We start from the raw sequence: 15,362 nt of genomic DNA, 5'->3' as shown, positions 1-15,362 counted from the left end.
TGTCCCGGCACCGGATTCCGCGAACGATGCCGATGTGCGGTCGGTGCCGGATTTGAATGCCGAGGTGGATTCGATAGGCGGACATGGCAAGTCGCGGCGTAGTTCGACCTCGCGCACCACGCTCATCTTCGCCGGATCGCTGCTCGCGCTGGTGCTGCTGGCGTTGATCTCGGCGGCCGTGGGACAGGTGCCCACGACACCCCTGGAAGTCGCGGGCAGCTTCCTGCATCGCATCGGGCTGGACTGGGGTCCGATGCCCAAACATCCCGCCGGGGATGTCACGTTGTGGGAAGTGCGATTCCCGCGCGTGGTGATGGCCATGCTCGTCGGCGCGGCACTGGCCACCGCCGGTGCGCTGTTGCAGGGCGTGTTCGCCAATCCGCTGGCCGAACCGGGCGTCATCGGTGTCTCGGCGGGTGCGGCGGTCGGTGCGGGCACGGTCATCGTGGTCGGCGGGGCATTCGTGGCGTCCTGGTCGGTGGCGGCGGGCGCGTTCGTGGCCGGACTGCTCACCACGCTGCTGGTGTATGTGCTCTCGCGCTCGAACGGGCGCACCGAAGTGGTGACGCTCGTGCTGACCGGTGTGGCCATCAACGCCTTCGCAGGTGGCCTGATCTCGTTCCTGCTGTTCAGCGCCTCACCGGCGGCACGCGATCAGATCGTGTTCTGGCAGATGGGCAGTCTCAACGGGGCCACCTGGGAATCGGTGTACGTGGTCGCGCCGCTGACCGCGCTCGGCGTGGCCGCCGCGATCCTGATGGCCCCGCGCCTGGATCTGCTGGCCCTGGGCGAATCCGCCGCCCGGCATCTGGGCGTGGACGTGGAACGCCTGCGCCGCAATGTGATCGTGGTGGTCGCGGTGCTGGCGACCGCGGGGGTGGCGTTCACCGGCATCATCCTGTTCGTCGGCTTGATCGTGCCGCATCTGGTGCGCATGCTCGTCGGTCCCGGCCATCGCGTGCTCATCCCGCTCTCGGCGATCGTGGGCGCGGTGGTGCTGGTGGCGGCCGATATCGGTTCGCGCGCCCTGGTGCACAACGCGGACCTGCCGCTGGGCATGCTCACCTCCCTGGTGGGCGGGCCGTTCTTCTTCTGGCTGCTGCGGCGCACCCGCGCCCGTTCGGGAGGCTGGGCGTGAGCACCGTATTGCGAAGCATCACCGGCGTTTTCGCACGCACCCACGAGCTGCCCGAGACCCCGAAAATCGGCGAGGTCACCCTGCGCGCACGCGGGGTCGGACTGATCCGCAACGGCGGCAACCGTGTTCTCGACGGTGTCGATTTCGAGGTCATCGCCGGGCAGATCGTGGCCCTGGTCGGCCCCAACGGCGCGGGCAAATCCACCCTGTTGGCCGCACTCGCGGGTGAACTCGACCCGACCGAGGGCACCGTCGAACTCGACGGCAAACCCCTGGGCGACTGGGCGCACCTGGATATGGCCCGCCGCCGCGCGGTACTCCCGCAGAACCACACCGTCGGATTCCCGTTCACCGCACGCGAAGTCGTCGCCATGGGCCGCGCGCCCTGGGCGCGCACCGACCGTCAGGACGCCGATGAGCGGTACATCGCCGACGCCTTGGCCGCCACCGATGTGAAACACCTTGCCGGACGGCCGTTTCCGGCCCTGTCCGGTGGTGAACGCGCCCGCGTCGCCCTGGCCCGCGTGCTGGCCCAGGACACCGCGACCCTGCTGCTGGACGAGCCCACGGCCGCGCTGGATCTGGGTCATCAGGAACAGGTCCTGCACCTGGCGCGCGAACGCGCCAGCGCCGGAGCGGCCGTCGTGGTCGTGCTGCACGATCTCGGTGTCGCCGCCGCCTACGCCGACCGGGTCGCGGTCCTGGACTCCGGTCGCATCGCCGCCGATGGCCCGCCGCGCGAGGTGCTGACCACCGAACTGCTCACTCGCGTCTACAAGCATCCGGTCGATGTCTTCGACCATCCCGCCACCGGCGCACAACTGGTGCTCCCGGTGCGCGGGCGGCCCTGACCACGGATCAACGCGACTTACCCGAAACCGGCGACAGCACCGCCCAGAAATACTACGATAAGTAGTACTACTCGGCCGCGCACCATCGCACCCCTGGATGTCGCCATGCTCGAAACATCTGCCCCCGCCGCCACCTCCCTCCAATTACGCTGGGCCACCGTCATATTCGCGGTGGCACTGGCGACCCACGGCGCGGACCACCTGCGCCGCGGCATGAACACCGTCTCCATGACCGTCATGGTCCTGGGCTTCACGCAATCGGCGATCGCGCTGATCACCATCGCCCTGGTCTTCACCGGCCACCGCTGGGCTCCGACCTTCGCGATCGGTATCGGCTTCGCCAGCGCCGTCGGCTTCACCCTGGTACACGTGTTCCCCGACTGGTTCGGCCCGTTCAGCGACAGCTTCATCAACCCGCCCGCCAGCGCCAAGGTGACCGGCTTCTCCTGGTTCGCCGCCCTCTTCGAGATCGCCGCCGATCTGGCGATCGGTATCGCGGGCCTCCGGGCGCGCCGCCTGTGGTGACACTCGCCTCGAATTAGCTGGACGGTCGCCCAGCTTCTGTTAGGCTGGGCGGCGTCCGAATTCCGCACCTTCGTGTGCCACGAGAACCAGGGAGTGATGTTGATGACCGCGCGCATGGCCGTTGCCGCCAGCCGGATCACCGCATCCCCCGCGGCGACGGCCTGACCCGTTCCCGCCCTCCCGCTCGCGCCTGACGCGCGGCGGTTCCTCGTACACGAAAGGGTCTGTGCCCCATGAGCACACGCCACTCCTGGACCATCCGTACCGAAAACAACGCGGACATCCCCCGCGTGCACGCCATCAACGCCGCGGCCTTCGACACCCCCGCCGAGGCCGAACTGGTCGACCAACTGCGCACCGACTCCGCCTGGATCGACGGACTGTCCCTGGTCGCCACCGACGACACCGACACCCCGATCGCGCATATCCTGGTGACCCGCAACCACATCGGCGATACCGAGGCGGTGTGCCTGGCACCGATGGCCGTACTGCCGGAGTATCAGCGCAGCGGTGCGGGCGGCGCGCTCATTCGCGCGGTATTGCGCGAAGCCGCAACGCGCGGTGAACGATTCGTCACCGTGCTCGGACATCCCGAGTACTACCCGAGGTTCGGTTTCGACCGCGCCTCGAAGTACGGCATCGCCATGGGCGTCGAGGTCCCCGATGAGGCCCTGATGGTCATGAGCCTGGACGGTTCGGAGCCGCCGCGCGGAATCATCCGCTACGCGGCACCTTTCGGCGTGTAGGAGATCAGTCTCCCGCGGGCGGTCGCGGTGCTTCCGCACCGCCCGCGTACACCTGACCCCACAGCAGCCGCAGTCCGGCATTGCCCAGCCACAGCAGGAACAACACCAGTCCGGCGATCGGATGCCAGGCGAAGCCCAGCAGCACACCGGCCGCCCCGAACCACACGATCTCCAGTACCGCGCGCTTCCAGCCGCGCACCGGAATCCGCGCGTCGTGGGCGGCACCGAATACCGCCCACACCGCCACGAACACCGCGACCGCGCCGAACGCGGCCAGCACGCGCACGAGCGTCGGCACATCGAGGCTGAAACCCCACGCGATGGCCGCACCCAGCACACACAGTTCCAGCAGGAACATCAGCAGCAGGTTCGCGCCCTTGACCACACTCAACGCCACACCAGTTTCAGCACAGCCGGGGTGAGCAGCATACGAATCACCGTGGCGTCCAACAGCAGTGCCGCGATCATGCCGTACGCGATGTACTTCATCAGCACCAGATCGGAGAAGCCGAAGGCGCCGGTCACCACGATGAGAATAGCCGCGGCCGAGGTGATCACGCCGCCCGTGTGCGCGATGCCGTACCGGATGGCCTCGGCCGGTTCCGCGCCGTCCGCGCGCGCCTCGGCCATGCGCGATTGCAGGAACACCTCATAGTCGGTGGACAGCCCGAACAGCACCGTCACGATCAACACCAGCACCGCGAACATGAGCGGTCCGGGCGTGAAATCGAACAGCCCCGCCCCGTGTCCCTCGACGAAGATCCAGGTCAGGATGCCCAGGGTCGCACCGAGTGAGAGTGCGCTCATCACCACGGCTTTGATCGCCAGCACCAGTGACCGGAACGCCGCGTACATCAGCGCCAGCGCCGCGCTGATCAGAATCGCCGCCAGCAGCGGCAGCCCCTTGATCAACCCGAGAATGCTGTCGCGTTCGAGCGCGGGCACCCCCGCCACCATGACCTGCACCCCGGGCGGTTTGTCGATCCCGCGCAATGCCGACATCACCGTATCGGCGTCCCGCTTATCGGCCAGGCCGCTGCCCAGCACCGTCACCGCGTCCTTGGTCGGTGCCACCGGATCGAACGGCCCGGTCATATGCGCGGCGCTGACCTGATTGGCCTCATACCGAATATCGCTGAGCTGCTGCGGATTCGCGCCCACCACCACGAGTTTGAGCGGTTCGGTGCGGAACTGCGGGAACATGCGATCGAAATCCTGCTGCGCGACCCGGGCCGGATTGTCCGAGGCCAGATAGCGTTCGCTGAGCCCGCCGAACTCGATGCTGCGGAACGGCAGGATCAATGCCAGCAGCATGAGCACGATCGGCGCGATCACCAGCCACGGTTTGCGCATCGCGAAAGTGGCCAGGCGCGAGAAGAATCCGGCATCGATCTGCTCGGCGGTGCGAATGCTGGCCAGGCGATGCCAGCCCCACAGATCGATGCGCCGCCCCACGATGCTCAACATCGCGGGCAGCGCGGTCACCGACAGCACCGCCGCCAGCAGCACCGCGCTGATACCGCCGAGCGGCACCGAGCGCAGCACCCCGTTCGGGTAGATGAACAGCGCGCCCAGACTCACCGCGATGATCGCCGCCGAGAACAGCACCGTGCGCCCGGCGGTGGCCACGGTGCGCGCGGTCGCCTCCTCCACGGTGCGCCCGGCGGCCAACTCCTCCCGGAATCGGGTCACCGCGAACAAGCCGTAGTCGATCGCCAGGCCCAGACTCACCAGAGTGACCACGGCCGAGGCGAAGACGTTCACCTGGATGTGATCGGTGAGCATGCGCATGATGCCCTGGGTGCCCAGAATCGTCATGCCGCCGATGAGCACCGGCAACAGCGCGCCCACCACGCCGCCGAAGACGAAGTACAGCAGGATCGCCACGATCGGCAGTGCGATCAGCTCGGCGCGATGGATATCGTTCTGCATGCCGGTGTTGATGCCCTCGACCACCGGTTGCATGCCCGCCAATTGCACGGTGGTCCCGCCCGGCCCGGAACCCGGTGCGCCGGCGTGGAATTCGTTCTTGACGGCCATGTAGTTGTTGACCGTGTCGGTGCCGCCGTCCCCGCGCAATCCGATACTGGCGAAGGCGTGTGTGCGCGAGGCGTCGGCGAATTGGCCCATGAGCGCGCCGTCCCAATACGAGTCGATCTTGAGGATCTGCTCGGAATGTTTGGCGCGCAATCGATTCAGCTCATCGGTGACCGCCGAGCGCATCGGTTCGTCATCGAGGGTGTGCCCGGGCGGGGCGGTGTAGACCACGATCAGATCGCTGTCGGTATCGCGCCCGAAGGTGGAATCGGCGAGTTTGGAGGCGGCGACGGATTCGCTGGATTCGTCGAACCAGCCCTCCTGGGTCAGATGATCACCCAGATCGCGGCCGTAGAACCCCGACGCGAGCACGATCAGCCCGAACACCGCGAACACCAGATACCGGTGCCGATACACCAAACGTCCCCACCGCAGCGCGAGCGGAGAGTGCACCGGTGCTTTGTCGATCATGATCCGGGGTGCGCGCTCTCCGGTCTTACCGACCATCAGCCGCAGGCCGCGGTGCGATAGTCGGCCGAGCGCAGAATGCCGCACAGATCGGTGCGCGAGATCTTCCAGCGCCCGTCCTTGTTCACGAAATGCACCACGGTGGTGCGCACATTGGACCCGGTGCCGTCCTTGTCCAGGCTCAACGTGGCGGTCAGGGTGCCGTCGTGATTGTCGAACACCGGATCCTTGACCCCGTACACCGCGCGCGGATTGTCCTGCAGCGCTTTGTACATATCGGGAATGGCGTCCTTGAACGCCTCACCGTCCTCGATCAGGGCGGTGCGATCGGCATCGGGCAGTGACGGATCCAATGCCGCCTTGATCTGCGCGTCCAGTTCGGCGGCGGTCGGCAGCGGCGGCCGGTTCGCGCTCGAGACGGCGGCGGCCTGGGAGGACGAGCTCAGTGCGGCATAGGCCGAGGAGCGCGCCGCCGCCACCGACGATTCGTCATCGGAGCCGCCGCACGCGCTGACGGTGAGACCGAGGACGGTGATGATCAGTGCTGCTGCGGCCGGTCGTCGAAAAGCCATCAACTTCCTCATGCTCGAACTGCGGTTACTTGCCCACAGTCAATCATGCGAACCTGTGGAACCTGACTCGCGCGTCACATGTGCGCGGCCGAGTGTCCGAGCTCATGACCGCGTCCGGGCGCGCGGGTCTCAGATTCCGTCGAGTACCGCGCCGAGGCGGCCCAGGAGCGCTCGGACCGTGCTGGCTTCCAGGGGCTGCACCGCGGGCACCGGGACCGCTTCGGGGATGAGATCGCGGACCAGGGCGATGATGCTGCGCTCATCGTCGAGATCGATATCGGTGACCCGGGCCACGGCCACGGCCACCACATCCTCGGCGGCGGGCACATCGGTATCGAGGTCGGGGCGGTAGATCTCCAGGGTGAGCGTGGACCGCACCGTGCGGAACGCGAACGAGCGCCCGTCACCGGTGACGCCGAACCCGTGCGCGTACCGACCCACGGTGATGTCCTCGACGGCGAAACCGGGCTCCGGTATGCCCGAGGTGTGGTCGGTTACCAACGAATCTCCCCTGCCAGCGCCCACTATTACCTTCCACGGTAACCGTTGCCCCCGACACGCTCTCCCAAACCCCATGTCACGTCATATGACTCGGCGCGTATGCGGCGCGCCCGCGAAATGTGTGCCCCGTCATGTAGCGCATGACGGCGCGCCGTGAACCAAGACCCCGCCCACCGGGCGTGGTCGGGCAACATGGTCATATTGGAGAGCACGCATACGTTTTGTCGGTCAGGTAAGGAGTTCGCTGCATGCGCCGTCGCGGCTGGATCGAGTCGGCCCTCGCGGGTGCGGCCGTGCTGACCCTGCTGGCCGGATGTTCCTCCAGCGACGACGGTGGGGACAAACCCACCATCGAACCCGCCACGCCTGCCGCGGCTCCCGTGGCCGCCGCCGCGCCGACCGGTGAGGTGACCCCGTTCGCCGCGGTCGGAGCGCTGCTGGCCGAACCGTCCACCGGAATCCTGGCCGTGCTCTCCGATGCGGGAAAGACGCTCTCGCTCATCGACAAGAGCGGCACCCGCGCGGTGCCGCTGCCCGGTCCGGCCGCCGCGCTGGCCGCCGGGAAGCCCGGGGAAATCCTGATCGCGGTGCCCGGCAAGGTACTTCGCCTCGACGCCGCCACCGCCAAGGTCACCGAGATCGCCGTGGACGGGGACGTGCGCTCGGTCGCGCTGCGCGCCGACGGTGATCTGGTCGCCGGGCTCGCCAAGGGCAAGGTGCTCATAATGGCCCCCGATGGCGCTGTGCGCGAAAGCATTTCGGGCCTGGCCTCGGCCGATGCCATCGACACCAGCACCGACACCATCGTGGTGCTCGACCGTCGCCAGAGCGCGCTGACCGAACTCAACCTGCCCGATAAGCGCCTCGGCTTGACCCTGCGTACCGGTGACGGAGCCACGAATCTGATCGGCGATCACTTCGGCCGGCGCATCGTCACCGACACCGCCGGAGCAGAACTGCTGGTCTACACCGCCGATCCTTTGGTCCTGCGCCAGCGTTTCCCGGTAGGCTCTTCGCCCTACGCACTCGCCTACGATCAGCGGTCCGAGACCGTGTGGGTGACGCTGACAGGCAGTAACCAAGTCGTCGGATACGACCTGTCGACGGGTATACCGGTAGAGGTGGGGCGCTACCCGACGGTGCGCCAGCCCAACACGGTGACCGTCGACGCTCGCACCGGTGACCTGTTCGTGGGATCCGCGACCGGTGACGGTCTGCAGCGGATCAGCGCGGACCAGCGGAAGAGAGGGCAGTGATGGCTCGGGCCTCACGATCAGCGCATAATTCGCGCGCACTACCGGCCGGCTGGGAGGAAACCAGCGACGAGTACGAATACGTGCCGTTGCGACTACCCCCGGAAATGAATCGCGTGACCGCCTCCATGCGCCTGGCCATTCAGGCCGAATACGGCGGCTGGGAGTTGTCGCGGGTGCGCGCCTACACCGACGGCAGCCGTCGCGTGCTGCTGCGCCGCCGCAAGAGTTCCCTGCTATCCCCGACACCCGAGGCGGTGATGTAACCCGCATGTCTGAGCGCCTGTACGCCCTGCTGTTGAAGGTGATGTTCCTGCTCCCCCCGGAGCGTATTCATCATCTCGCATTCGGTGCGATCAAACTGGCCACCCGGTTCGCCCCGGGCCGCTGGATCACCTCGAAACTGCTTGTCGCCGATGATCCGGTGCTGGCCACGCGCGCGTTCGGGATCGATTTCCCGGCCCCGCTCGGGCTGGCCGCCGGGTTCGACAAGGATGCCGAGGGCGCCGACGCGTGGGGGCCGCTGGGCTTCGGCTACGCCGAGATCGGCACCGTGACCGCGCAGGCGCAGCCGGGCAATCCCGCACCGCGTCTGTTCCGGTTGCCCGCGGACCGGGCGCTGATCAATCGGATGGGATTCAACAATCACGGTGCGGCACAGGCGGCTTCGCATCTGTCGCGGCGGCGCGCCGGCGGGATTCCCATCGGGGCGAATATCGGCAAGACCAAGGTGGTCGAGGCCGCCGACGCCGCCGCCGATTACGCCAGCAGTGCGCGCCTGCTCGGGCCGCTCGCGGATTTCGTTGTGGTGAACGTGAGTTCGCCCAATACCCCCGGTCTGCGCGATCTGCAGGCGGTGGCATCGCTGCGGCCGCTGTTGCAGGCGGTGCTCGATACGGTATCGGTGCCGGTGCTGGTCAAGATCGCGCCGGATCTGTCCGATGAGGATATCGACGCGGTCGCCGATCTGGCCGTGGAGTTGGGGCTGGCCGGAATCGTGGCCACCAACACCACGATTCGCCGCGACGGGCTCAATACCCCCGCCGATGCGGTGGCGGCGCTGGGTGCGGGCGGGCTGTCCGGTCCGCCGGTGGCCGATCGCTCGCTCGAGGTGCTGCGCCGGTTGTACGCGCGGGTCGGGGATCAGCTGGTGCTGATCTCGGTCGGCGGTATCGAGACCGCCGAACAGGCGTGGGAGCGGATTCTCGCGGGCGCCACCCTGTTGCAGGGCTACACCGGATTCATCTACGGCGGGCCGTTCTGGGCGCGGCGCATGCACCGCGGGCTCGCGGTCAAACTGCGCGCGCACGGATACTCCAGCCTGGGGCAGGCCGTGGGCGCGGGGCATACCGCTCGCGCCTGAGTGGGTTTCTTGCGCTGACTGCGACTTTGCAGTCGGCGCAATGACTTTCGGCAACAGCTTTCGGTGGCAACGACTTTCGGGTGCGGTGACGCGCTCCGGGTCAGGACGCCGGGACGTCGTGCGCGTATGTCGTCAGGCCCACAGATGCTGTGAGCGCGCGCCGGAGGCGGCGGGGGCCAGCGTGCCCGGCGGCAGTGTTCCCACATACCAGCCGCGCAGGAACGGTTCGGGCAGTGCGGCATCGGTCTCGTACGGGACCAGGGTGTCGTGATGCATGCGTTCGGCCATGCGCTGGGCGAGCATGACCACCGCGTGCTCGACCAGAATGCCGAGCCGGGACGCGCGCTCGGCGGCCTCGGAATGGGCGGCGTCATCGAAAACGATCTCCGGATCGGACAGGATTTCGTCCAATTCCATTCCCGCGTGCGCTTGTGCGCGGGTCAATCGCTGTTCCGGTAGCCAGCTCAGCGACCACGCGTCCTCATCGCGGGCGCGTCGTGCGAATTCGGGGGTGATGTCGCTCGTCATCTCCCGATGGCTGATATCGATTGTCACTGCTGGGTCCTCCCTGAGCTGTTTGCATCCTCATCGAACACCGGGCGGTCGGTATTTCACCATTTCCCAACGCCGCCCGTTTTGTCGGGAAATTCAGTGTTCTCTCCTCCCCTGCAATACCTGCTGCACCTCTTCCACCGGCATGCCCAATTCGTCCGCGTTGACGATCGCCCGCGCCGCCAGAATCACATCGCGGCGATAGTGCTGCCCGGAAAAGATCTCCGCCAACTCCATCCCGGCCAACGCCTGCCCGCGCGATACCAATCGATGCGGCAACCAAGTCAACCGCCAGTCCAACTCCCAGCCATCGGCCACCCGATGCGCTGCCTCGCCGGTGAGGTCACTGGTCATCTGCCAGTCGGAGTAGTAGATCGTCACGGTCTCCCCCGCTCCATCATCCGCTGATGCAGCACCGCCATGACGTGTTTCACGCTGGTTCCCAGTTCCCTCGCAAGAACCTCCGCCCGAGCCCCCGGCTCTTCGGGCGAACTACACAATTCCGCAAGCTCCATCCCGGCCCGCGCCTGCTCGAGCGTGAACAACCGCTCGGGCCACCAACTCAGTTCCCACGCGGGTTCGGCCCGATCGTTGCGCCGCCGCGCCCATTCGGGGCACGCGCTACTGGTGATCGATCGACTGCTCTCGTACATCAAGACGGTTCTCCAAAGGTGAAGCGCCGCCGCCGCGGGATCCGTTTTCCGGAATGCCCGAGACCGGCCGATCGCGTCGCGATGATCAGCCGGTGCTGTCGCTGCCAACGAATTTTGTGTACACGGATCGAGCGGGCGACGGCGGAACAGGGTGTGGTCTGTGCTGAATCGGCGAATCCGCCTACCGCACAGCGACTTCACCGTCCTGCTCCGTCTCGGGCTCGCCGGCCGCCGCCCGCGTCCCCCGCCGAAACCGCCAAATCAGTGGAATCACTCCCAACACCGAGACCTCCCAAACCGTCTGGTGCAGGCTTTCTTTCGCCTAGACTGAGAATGGCATTTGCCGACCGATCCCGGCAATTGCCGATGCACCAAGGGAATTGACGGTTCTTCTGTTCAATAAACCTGACCTCCGGTACGTGGAGGAAGAATGACCAGGAACAACCCGCACCGCCGCACCGACCGGGAGTCGGCACCACAGGATCCGGGCGTGGTCGCGGTCCGCGAACTTCTCCTGCGCCTGCGCAAACGATCCGGTCTGAACAGAGAACGGCTGGCCAGCACCGAAATCGACATCGATCCGCTCCTGCAGCTGAGCGTGGTTCGGCGGTATGCGTACTTGAGCGGGAAGTCGGCTGTCGAGGTTTTGCCGAACGTCGTCGGCCATGTGGCTCGACGGCTTCCATCCACACAGCGGTTGATCGTCGACGCGGAGCTGGGGTTGGGCCTGCTTCGCGAAAGCTGCTCCGAGGGAGTGGATCTCGATCAGCTGTACGGGACGGAGCTCGGCGGGCGGCGTATCTATCTGACACGGCATTGGGCGGCGCTGCATCGAATCCTGCGCATCACCGAACCGCCTGCCGCTCCCAGCGCCAGGACGTTGCGGGATGCGCCGGAAGAGCTGGCCTTCACCGCACTGGCCGAGTTGTTGACCATGGGTTCCGACCTCGACGTCGGCCTCATGGTCAAGACCGACAGCGGGCACGATGAGTCGGCTCATGTTCGCGTGACGGTGACCGTGCTCGGCGATGCGGCCATCGACCATGTCAGTGTGGTCGAGGCGATACCCGAATTCGGCGCCTCCGCGTGGGGGGACTTCCGCCGTCATCCCGGCGGTAAGGGTCTCAACCGGGCCGTCGCCCTGGCTCGTCTCGGCATGGATGCCCGATTGATCGCGGCCATCGGTGCCGATGAGGACGGCAAGAGGATCGAGGACTATCTGAAGGAGCAGAAGGTCGACACGAGTCTGCTCAAGGTAATGGACGGACCGCATACGCCCGTGGCGACGGTGATCGCGCTGCTGACAGGCGAGTCCACCTCCATAGCGTTCAAACAGGACCGGCTCGCGATGACCTCGGCCGATTTGAGCAGTGCCGCGATTCACCAGGCCCTGACGAGTTCCGACGCCATGATGGTCACGTTCGAGCAGCCGATCGATGTTGTGGCGGAGGTGCTTGCGATCGTGGATCGTGCGGTGCCGCGTCCGTGGCTGATCGTCAATGCCTCCCCGCCTACCGTCCTTCCCGGGCACCTGCATCGACATCTGGGCGCGGTCGACTACCTGATCGGTAATGCGAAAGAGGTGGCGGCGGCCTGGCCCGCGAGTTCGTGCGAGGCCTCCACCGAGCGATTGCTCCGGTACGGCGTCGGGACCGTCTGCATTGTGGACGGCCTGGGATGCACGATTCGAACTTCGGACAGTGAGCTCCATGTCCCCCATCGCCGCATTCGTGACAGCTCGGCCGGATCGACATCGGCATTCTCCGCTGCCTTGGTCTACCGGCTCACCACGATGCGGCGCGCCGCTCGCGAGGCCGACTTTCAGTGGGCCACCGCGGCGATCTCTGCCCGCGTTCAAGCGCTCGATATTCCGGAATCCATGCCGTCGGTCTCGGAAATCGACTCATACTTCGACGGCGGTAACCTGAATGGACTCAATGTGATTGGTGAGGAACCGGGTCGGTCCAACCGCAACTGGTAGGCGGGGCATTCGACGGGCTGCTCGCTACTCGACCGGGTCGCGCCGGTGTTGGGAGCAATCGATGCCGCCAGAAGATATCGGCCCGGTGATGCTGACCCCGGTGGGCGACCAGCGCTATGTAATCCGCAAGGGGCACCGAATGTTGGTGCGGGACTGGGAGATAGGGCCGCAGGGCAGGTTCGGGCTGGCGTCCGTGATCGGTCCCGATCTGCTGGAGAACTGCCTGGTTCGCATTCATTCGCGATGCCTGCACGGGGAAGTCCTCCAGTCGGACGATTGCGATTGCGGCAGCGAACTGGATATGGCTCTGGACTTGATCCAGGATGCGAACGCCGGTGTGCTGATCTATCTGGAGCAGGAGGGGCGGGGGGCCGGCTTGATCGCGAAGGCGCGGGCCTATCAGCACGGTGAACGGACCGGGGACAACACCTATGCCAGCTATCGTGCGCTCGGCCTACCGCCCGATTCGCGCACCTATGAGCATGCGGTAGCGGCGCTGCTCGAGTTCGGCCTCCGTTCGTTGCGACTGCTCACCAACAATCCTGAGAAGACCGCTGCGGCACGGGCGGCGGGGCTGGTCGTGACGCAGGTGCCCTTACACACTCCGCCACGCAGTGAACGCGCCCGCCGCTATCTCGAAGCGAAAAGACAGTACGGCCACCACCTTCCGACCTATCGCCGCTGGAGGTTGCGGTTGCGTGGGTCACGGGACTTCTGGTAGCCAGTCAATAGCTGTTGCTGTGAAATTCTCCTCGGCAATCGCTGGGTATCTGTTTCCGCCGACGATGACGCCGGCCGCATCAGGGTCCACCCGGGCTGTGCGGTAACGGTTTCGCGCGCGACCGGGCTGTGCGGCGACACGTGCCGGCGGATTGATTGCCATTCGGATGCGAGTGGTGTTGCCTGCCTGTACCGTGTCGTCCGAGCCGTGATCGGCGCCTGCAGCGCCGGTGCATGGACCGCTCCTGTGCCTCCCGCATCACGATGGCGGGAGGCATCGTCGTGTCCACGGACTCCGGGCCCAGCCGACTACGACTGGGCGAAAGACGGTCGGTGTGGCGGACTTTCCGCTCCTGGATGCAGACGAGGCGGTCATGTGAGCGTTGATGTGGGCGATTTGTCGGGTCGGATCGATGTCGCCACCCCGTGTGGGGCCACCCTCGCCGGACACGTGGCGCTACCCGCGATGACGGTCGATTGGGAACAGGTCGAGCGAACCCGGCATCGGATGACGCGCAAGGGTGCGGAGATGACGGTGCGAGTGCTGGATGTTCCCGGTGACGGCGGCGGCAAAGCCATCATCGTCGGTGATGCCGAACGCAGCAGCAACCCACTGGTACGGATCCATTCGCGCTGCCTGTACGGCGATGCGCTGCAATCGGATGACTGCGACTGCGGTCCGGAACTGAGCAAGTCGATGGACGCCATCCAGCGGGAGGGCGCGGGTGTGCTCTTCTATCTCGAACAGGAGGGTCGCGGAGCCGGACTCGAGGTCAAGGCAATGGGTCTGCGATTGACCCAGTCGCTGGGAATAACCACCTTCGAGGCCTACCACGAGCTCGGGTATCCGGACGATCTGCGGCGATTCGACCATGTCGCGCAATCCTTGCTCGACGACCTCGAATTGAGGTCGATACGCCTGCTGACCAATAACCCGGACAAACAGTCGGCCTTGGCGGAACATCGAATCGAGGTCGACAGGGTGCCGCTGCGCACCGTCCCACGCAGTGTCAGGTCACGAAAGTATCTGGAGGAGAAGCGCGTTCATCGTGGCCATGCGCTTCCACCGCGTTGGGCGTGGGTCTGCGGCATTTGGGCGAAGCGCGTGGGTGTGGCTGTCACAACCCTCAGTGTCGTCGGCGCGTGGGCTCTGGATATACGTGAACTGGTGATCACCAGCCACCTACTGATGATCGCCACATTCATACTGAATCATCCCGCCAATGCCAACGCCCGATTTCGGGTTCGCGCGATGCTGCGGCACCTGGGCATGCTTCGGCGATAATGGCCGAAGGTCCGCAGATGAGCCGGGGTGGTCGTGGAAGAGCTTCAGGCGACAGCACATTCGCTCGCACGCAAGGGTCGTGAACTACGCGTGCAGGTGATGGAACTCCGTGACGACAGCGTGGGCGGTGAACCCGGATCGATCTTCGGGCACGTACTGGTGTTCGGAAATCCCGGGCCGGGGTGTCTGGTGCGGATCCACTCACGCTGCCTATACGGTGATGCGCTGCGGTCCGATGACTGCGATTGCGGTCCCAAGCTCGACCTGGCCATCGACATGATTCAAGCCGAAGGGCACGGTGTGCTCGTCTATCTGGAGCGGACCGGGCGCGGGGCCGAACTCATCGAAAAGGCAGTCGGGCTCGGGGCGCAGATCGGGGTGGATACGTTCACCAGTTATCGGATGCTCGGGCATCCGATCGATTCGCGGTCGTATGGGCATGCGGCGCAGGCGTTGTCGGGGTTGGGGCTGCGGTCGGTGCGGTTGATGACCAACAATCCGGACAAGGTGGCGGCGTTGGAGGAGGCGGGGTTCGCGGTGGTGACGGTGCCGCTGTCGACCGAGCCTCGGAGTGAGCGGGCGCGCCAGTATATGGAGGCCAAGCGGAGGTTTCGGGGGCATCGGTCGCCGGTGGGTGGGCGGCGATGGCCGGCGCGGGCGATGCGGGGAGCCTGGGGTGCGGTCCGAAATGTCCGATTTGTTGGATCTGGGTTGTAG

Annotated in this window: 17 protein-coding genes; 11 read left to right on the top strand and 6 right to left on the bottom strand. The window is 66.2% G+C overall.

All coding sequences use genetic code 11. From position 1 onward, the window contains the following. Nucleotides 1-52 precede the first annotated feature (52 nt). The 4 genes from ACFC0O_RS39900 (at nt 53) to ACFC0O_RS39885 (ending at nt 3,260) form a co-directional block, all read left to right on the top strand. On the top strand, nt 53-1,138 hold the full coding sequence (locus ACFC0O_RS39900) for a FecCD family ABC transporter permease (protein WP_375967762.1): 1,086 nt from the start codon (nt 53-55) through the stop codon (nt 1,136-1,138). Further along, nucleotides 1,135-1,989, top strand: a complete 855-nt coding sequence (locus tag ACFC0O_RS39895; protein ID WP_375967353.1) for a heme ABC transporter ATP-binding protein — start codon at nt 1,135-1,137, stop codon at nt 1,987-1,989. The genes ACFC0O_RS39900 and ACFC0O_RS39895 overlap by 4 nt, the downstream gene beginning before the upstream one ends. A gap of 105 nt (nt 1,990-2,094) precedes the next feature. Next, nucleotides 2,095-2,514, top strand: coding sequence for a hypothetical protein (locus ACFC0O_RS39890; protein ID WP_375967352.1), 420 nt, complete (start codon nt 2,095-2,097; stop codon nt 2,512-2,514). Nucleotides 2,515-2,747: 233 nt separating this feature from the next. Continuing rightward, entirely contained in the window at nt 2,748-3,260 is a 513-nt protein-coding gene (locus ACFC0O_RS39885) for a GNAT family N-acetyltransferase (RefSeq protein ID WP_375967351.1), read from the top strand. A gap of 4 nt (nt 3,261-3,264) precedes the next feature. Here ACFC0O_RS39885 and ACFC0O_RS39880 read toward each other — a convergent pair whose 3' ends face one another. The 4 genes from ACFC0O_RS39880 to ACFC0O_RS39865 form a co-directional block, all read right to left on the bottom strand. Continuing rightward, nucleotides 3,265-3,645 carry a DUF2568 domain-containing protein gene (locus tag ACFC0O_RS39880; protein WP_375967760.1) on the bottom strand — a complete coding sequence of 127 codons (381 nt, stop codon included), beginning with the start codon at nt 3,643-3,645 and terminating at the stop codon, nt 3,265-3,267. Nucleotides 3,646-3,647: 2 nt separating this feature from the next. Further along, nucleotides 3,648-5,768: an MMPL family transporter gene (locus ACFC0O_RS39875; RefSeq protein ID WP_375967758.1), complete on the bottom strand. Its 2,121-nt coding sequence runs from the start codon at nt 5,766-5,768 to the stop codon at nt 3,648-3,650. Nucleotides 5,769-5,803: 35 nt separating this feature from the next. Continuing rightward, nucleotides 5,804-6,337 carry a hypothetical protein gene (locus ACFC0O_RS39870; protein ID WP_375967349.1) on the bottom strand — a complete coding sequence of 178 codons (534 nt, stop codon included), beginning with the start codon at nt 6,335-6,337 and terminating at the stop codon, nt 5,804-5,806. A gap of 129 nt (nt 6,338-6,466) precedes the next feature. Continuing rightward, on the bottom strand, nt 6,467-6,838 hold the full coding sequence (locus tag ACFC0O_RS39865) for a hypothetical protein (RefSeq protein WP_375967348.1): 372 nt from the start codon (nt 6,836-6,838) through the stop codon (nt 6,467-6,469). Nucleotides 6,839-7,086: 248 nt separating this feature from the next. On the opposite strand from ACFC0O_RS39865, the gene ACFC0O_RS39860 reads away from it, so the two are divergent. Genes ACFC0O_RS39860 through ACFC0O_RS39850 form a run of 3 tightly spaced genes read left to right on the top strand, consistent with a single transcriptional unit; the run spans nt 7,087 to nt 9,454 of the window. Then, the gene (locus ACFC0O_RS39860) at nt 7,087-8,094 is read left to right on the top strand and encodes a YncE family protein (protein WP_375967346.1); all 1,008 of its coding nucleotides are present in this window, start codon (nt 7,087-7,089) and stop codon (nt 8,092-8,094) included. Next, nucleotides 8,094-8,357 carry a DUF5703 family protein gene (locus ACFC0O_RS39855; RefSeq protein ID WP_364634212.1) on the top strand — a complete coding sequence of 88 codons (264 nt, stop codon included), beginning with the start codon at nt 8,094-8,096 and terminating at the stop codon, nt 8,355-8,357. The genes ACFC0O_RS39860 and ACFC0O_RS39855 overlap by 1 nt, the downstream gene beginning before the upstream one ends. A gap of 17 nt (nt 8,358-8,374) precedes the next feature. Then, a complete protein-coding gene (locus ACFC0O_RS39850; RefSeq protein ID WP_375967756.1) occupies nt 8,375-9,454 on the top strand; it encodes a quinone-dependent dihydroorotate dehydrogenase in 1,080 nt (359 codons plus the stop codon). A gap of 132 nt (nt 9,455-9,586) precedes the next feature. Here ACFC0O_RS39850 and ACFC0O_RS39845 read toward each other — a convergent pair whose 3' ends face one another. Together ACFC0O_RS39845 and ACFC0O_RS39840 are read right to left on the bottom strand one after the other, a co-directional pair. Beyond that, nucleotides 9,587-10,009: a hypothetical protein gene (locus ACFC0O_RS39845; protein ID WP_364634214.1), complete on the bottom strand. Its 423-nt coding sequence runs from the start codon at nt 10,007-10,009 to the stop codon at nt 9,587-9,589. 93 nt (nt 10,010-10,102) lie between these two features. Then, nucleotides 10,103-10,387, bottom strand: a complete 285-nt coding sequence (locus ACFC0O_RS39840; protein WP_375967344.1) for a hypothetical protein — start codon at nt 10,385-10,387, stop codon at nt 10,103-10,105. Nucleotides 10,388-11,089: 702 nt separating this feature from the next. Here ACFC0O_RS39840 and ACFC0O_RS39835 point away from each other — a divergent pair. From ACFC0O_RS39835 to ACFC0O_RS39820, 4 genes are all read left to right on the top strand, one after another. Next, nucleotides 11,090-12,640, top strand: a complete 1,551-nt coding sequence (locus tag ACFC0O_RS39835) for a carbohydrate kinase family protein (protein ID WP_375967342.1) — start codon at nt 11,090-11,092, stop codon at nt 12,638-12,640. Nucleotides 12,641-12,701: 61 nt separating this feature from the next. Then, entirely contained in the window at nt 12,702-13,361 is a 660-nt protein-coding gene (locus ACFC0O_RS39830; RefSeq protein WP_375967341.1) for a GTP cyclohydrolase, read from the top strand. Nucleotides 13,362-13,736: 375 nt separating this feature from the next. After that, nucleotides 13,737-14,645: a GTP cyclohydrolase II gene (locus tag ACFC0O_RS39825; protein ID WP_375967340.1), complete on the top strand. Its 909-nt coding sequence runs from the start codon at nt 13,737-13,739 to the stop codon at nt 14,643-14,645. Nucleotides 14,646-14,678: 33 nt separating this feature from the next. Next, nucleotides 14,679-15,362: a GTP cyclohydrolase gene (locus ACFC0O_RS39820; protein ID WP_375967338.1), complete on the top strand. Its 684-nt coding sequence runs from the start codon at nt 14,679-14,681 to the stop codon at nt 15,360-15,362.

It is taken from the genome of Nocardia sp. NPDC056100, assembly GCF_042266325.1.
Lineage (GTDB): Bacteria > Actinomycetota > Actinomycetes > Mycobacteriales > Mycobacteriaceae > Nocardia.
This window is presented reverse-complemented; position numbering and strand designations above follow the sequence as displayed.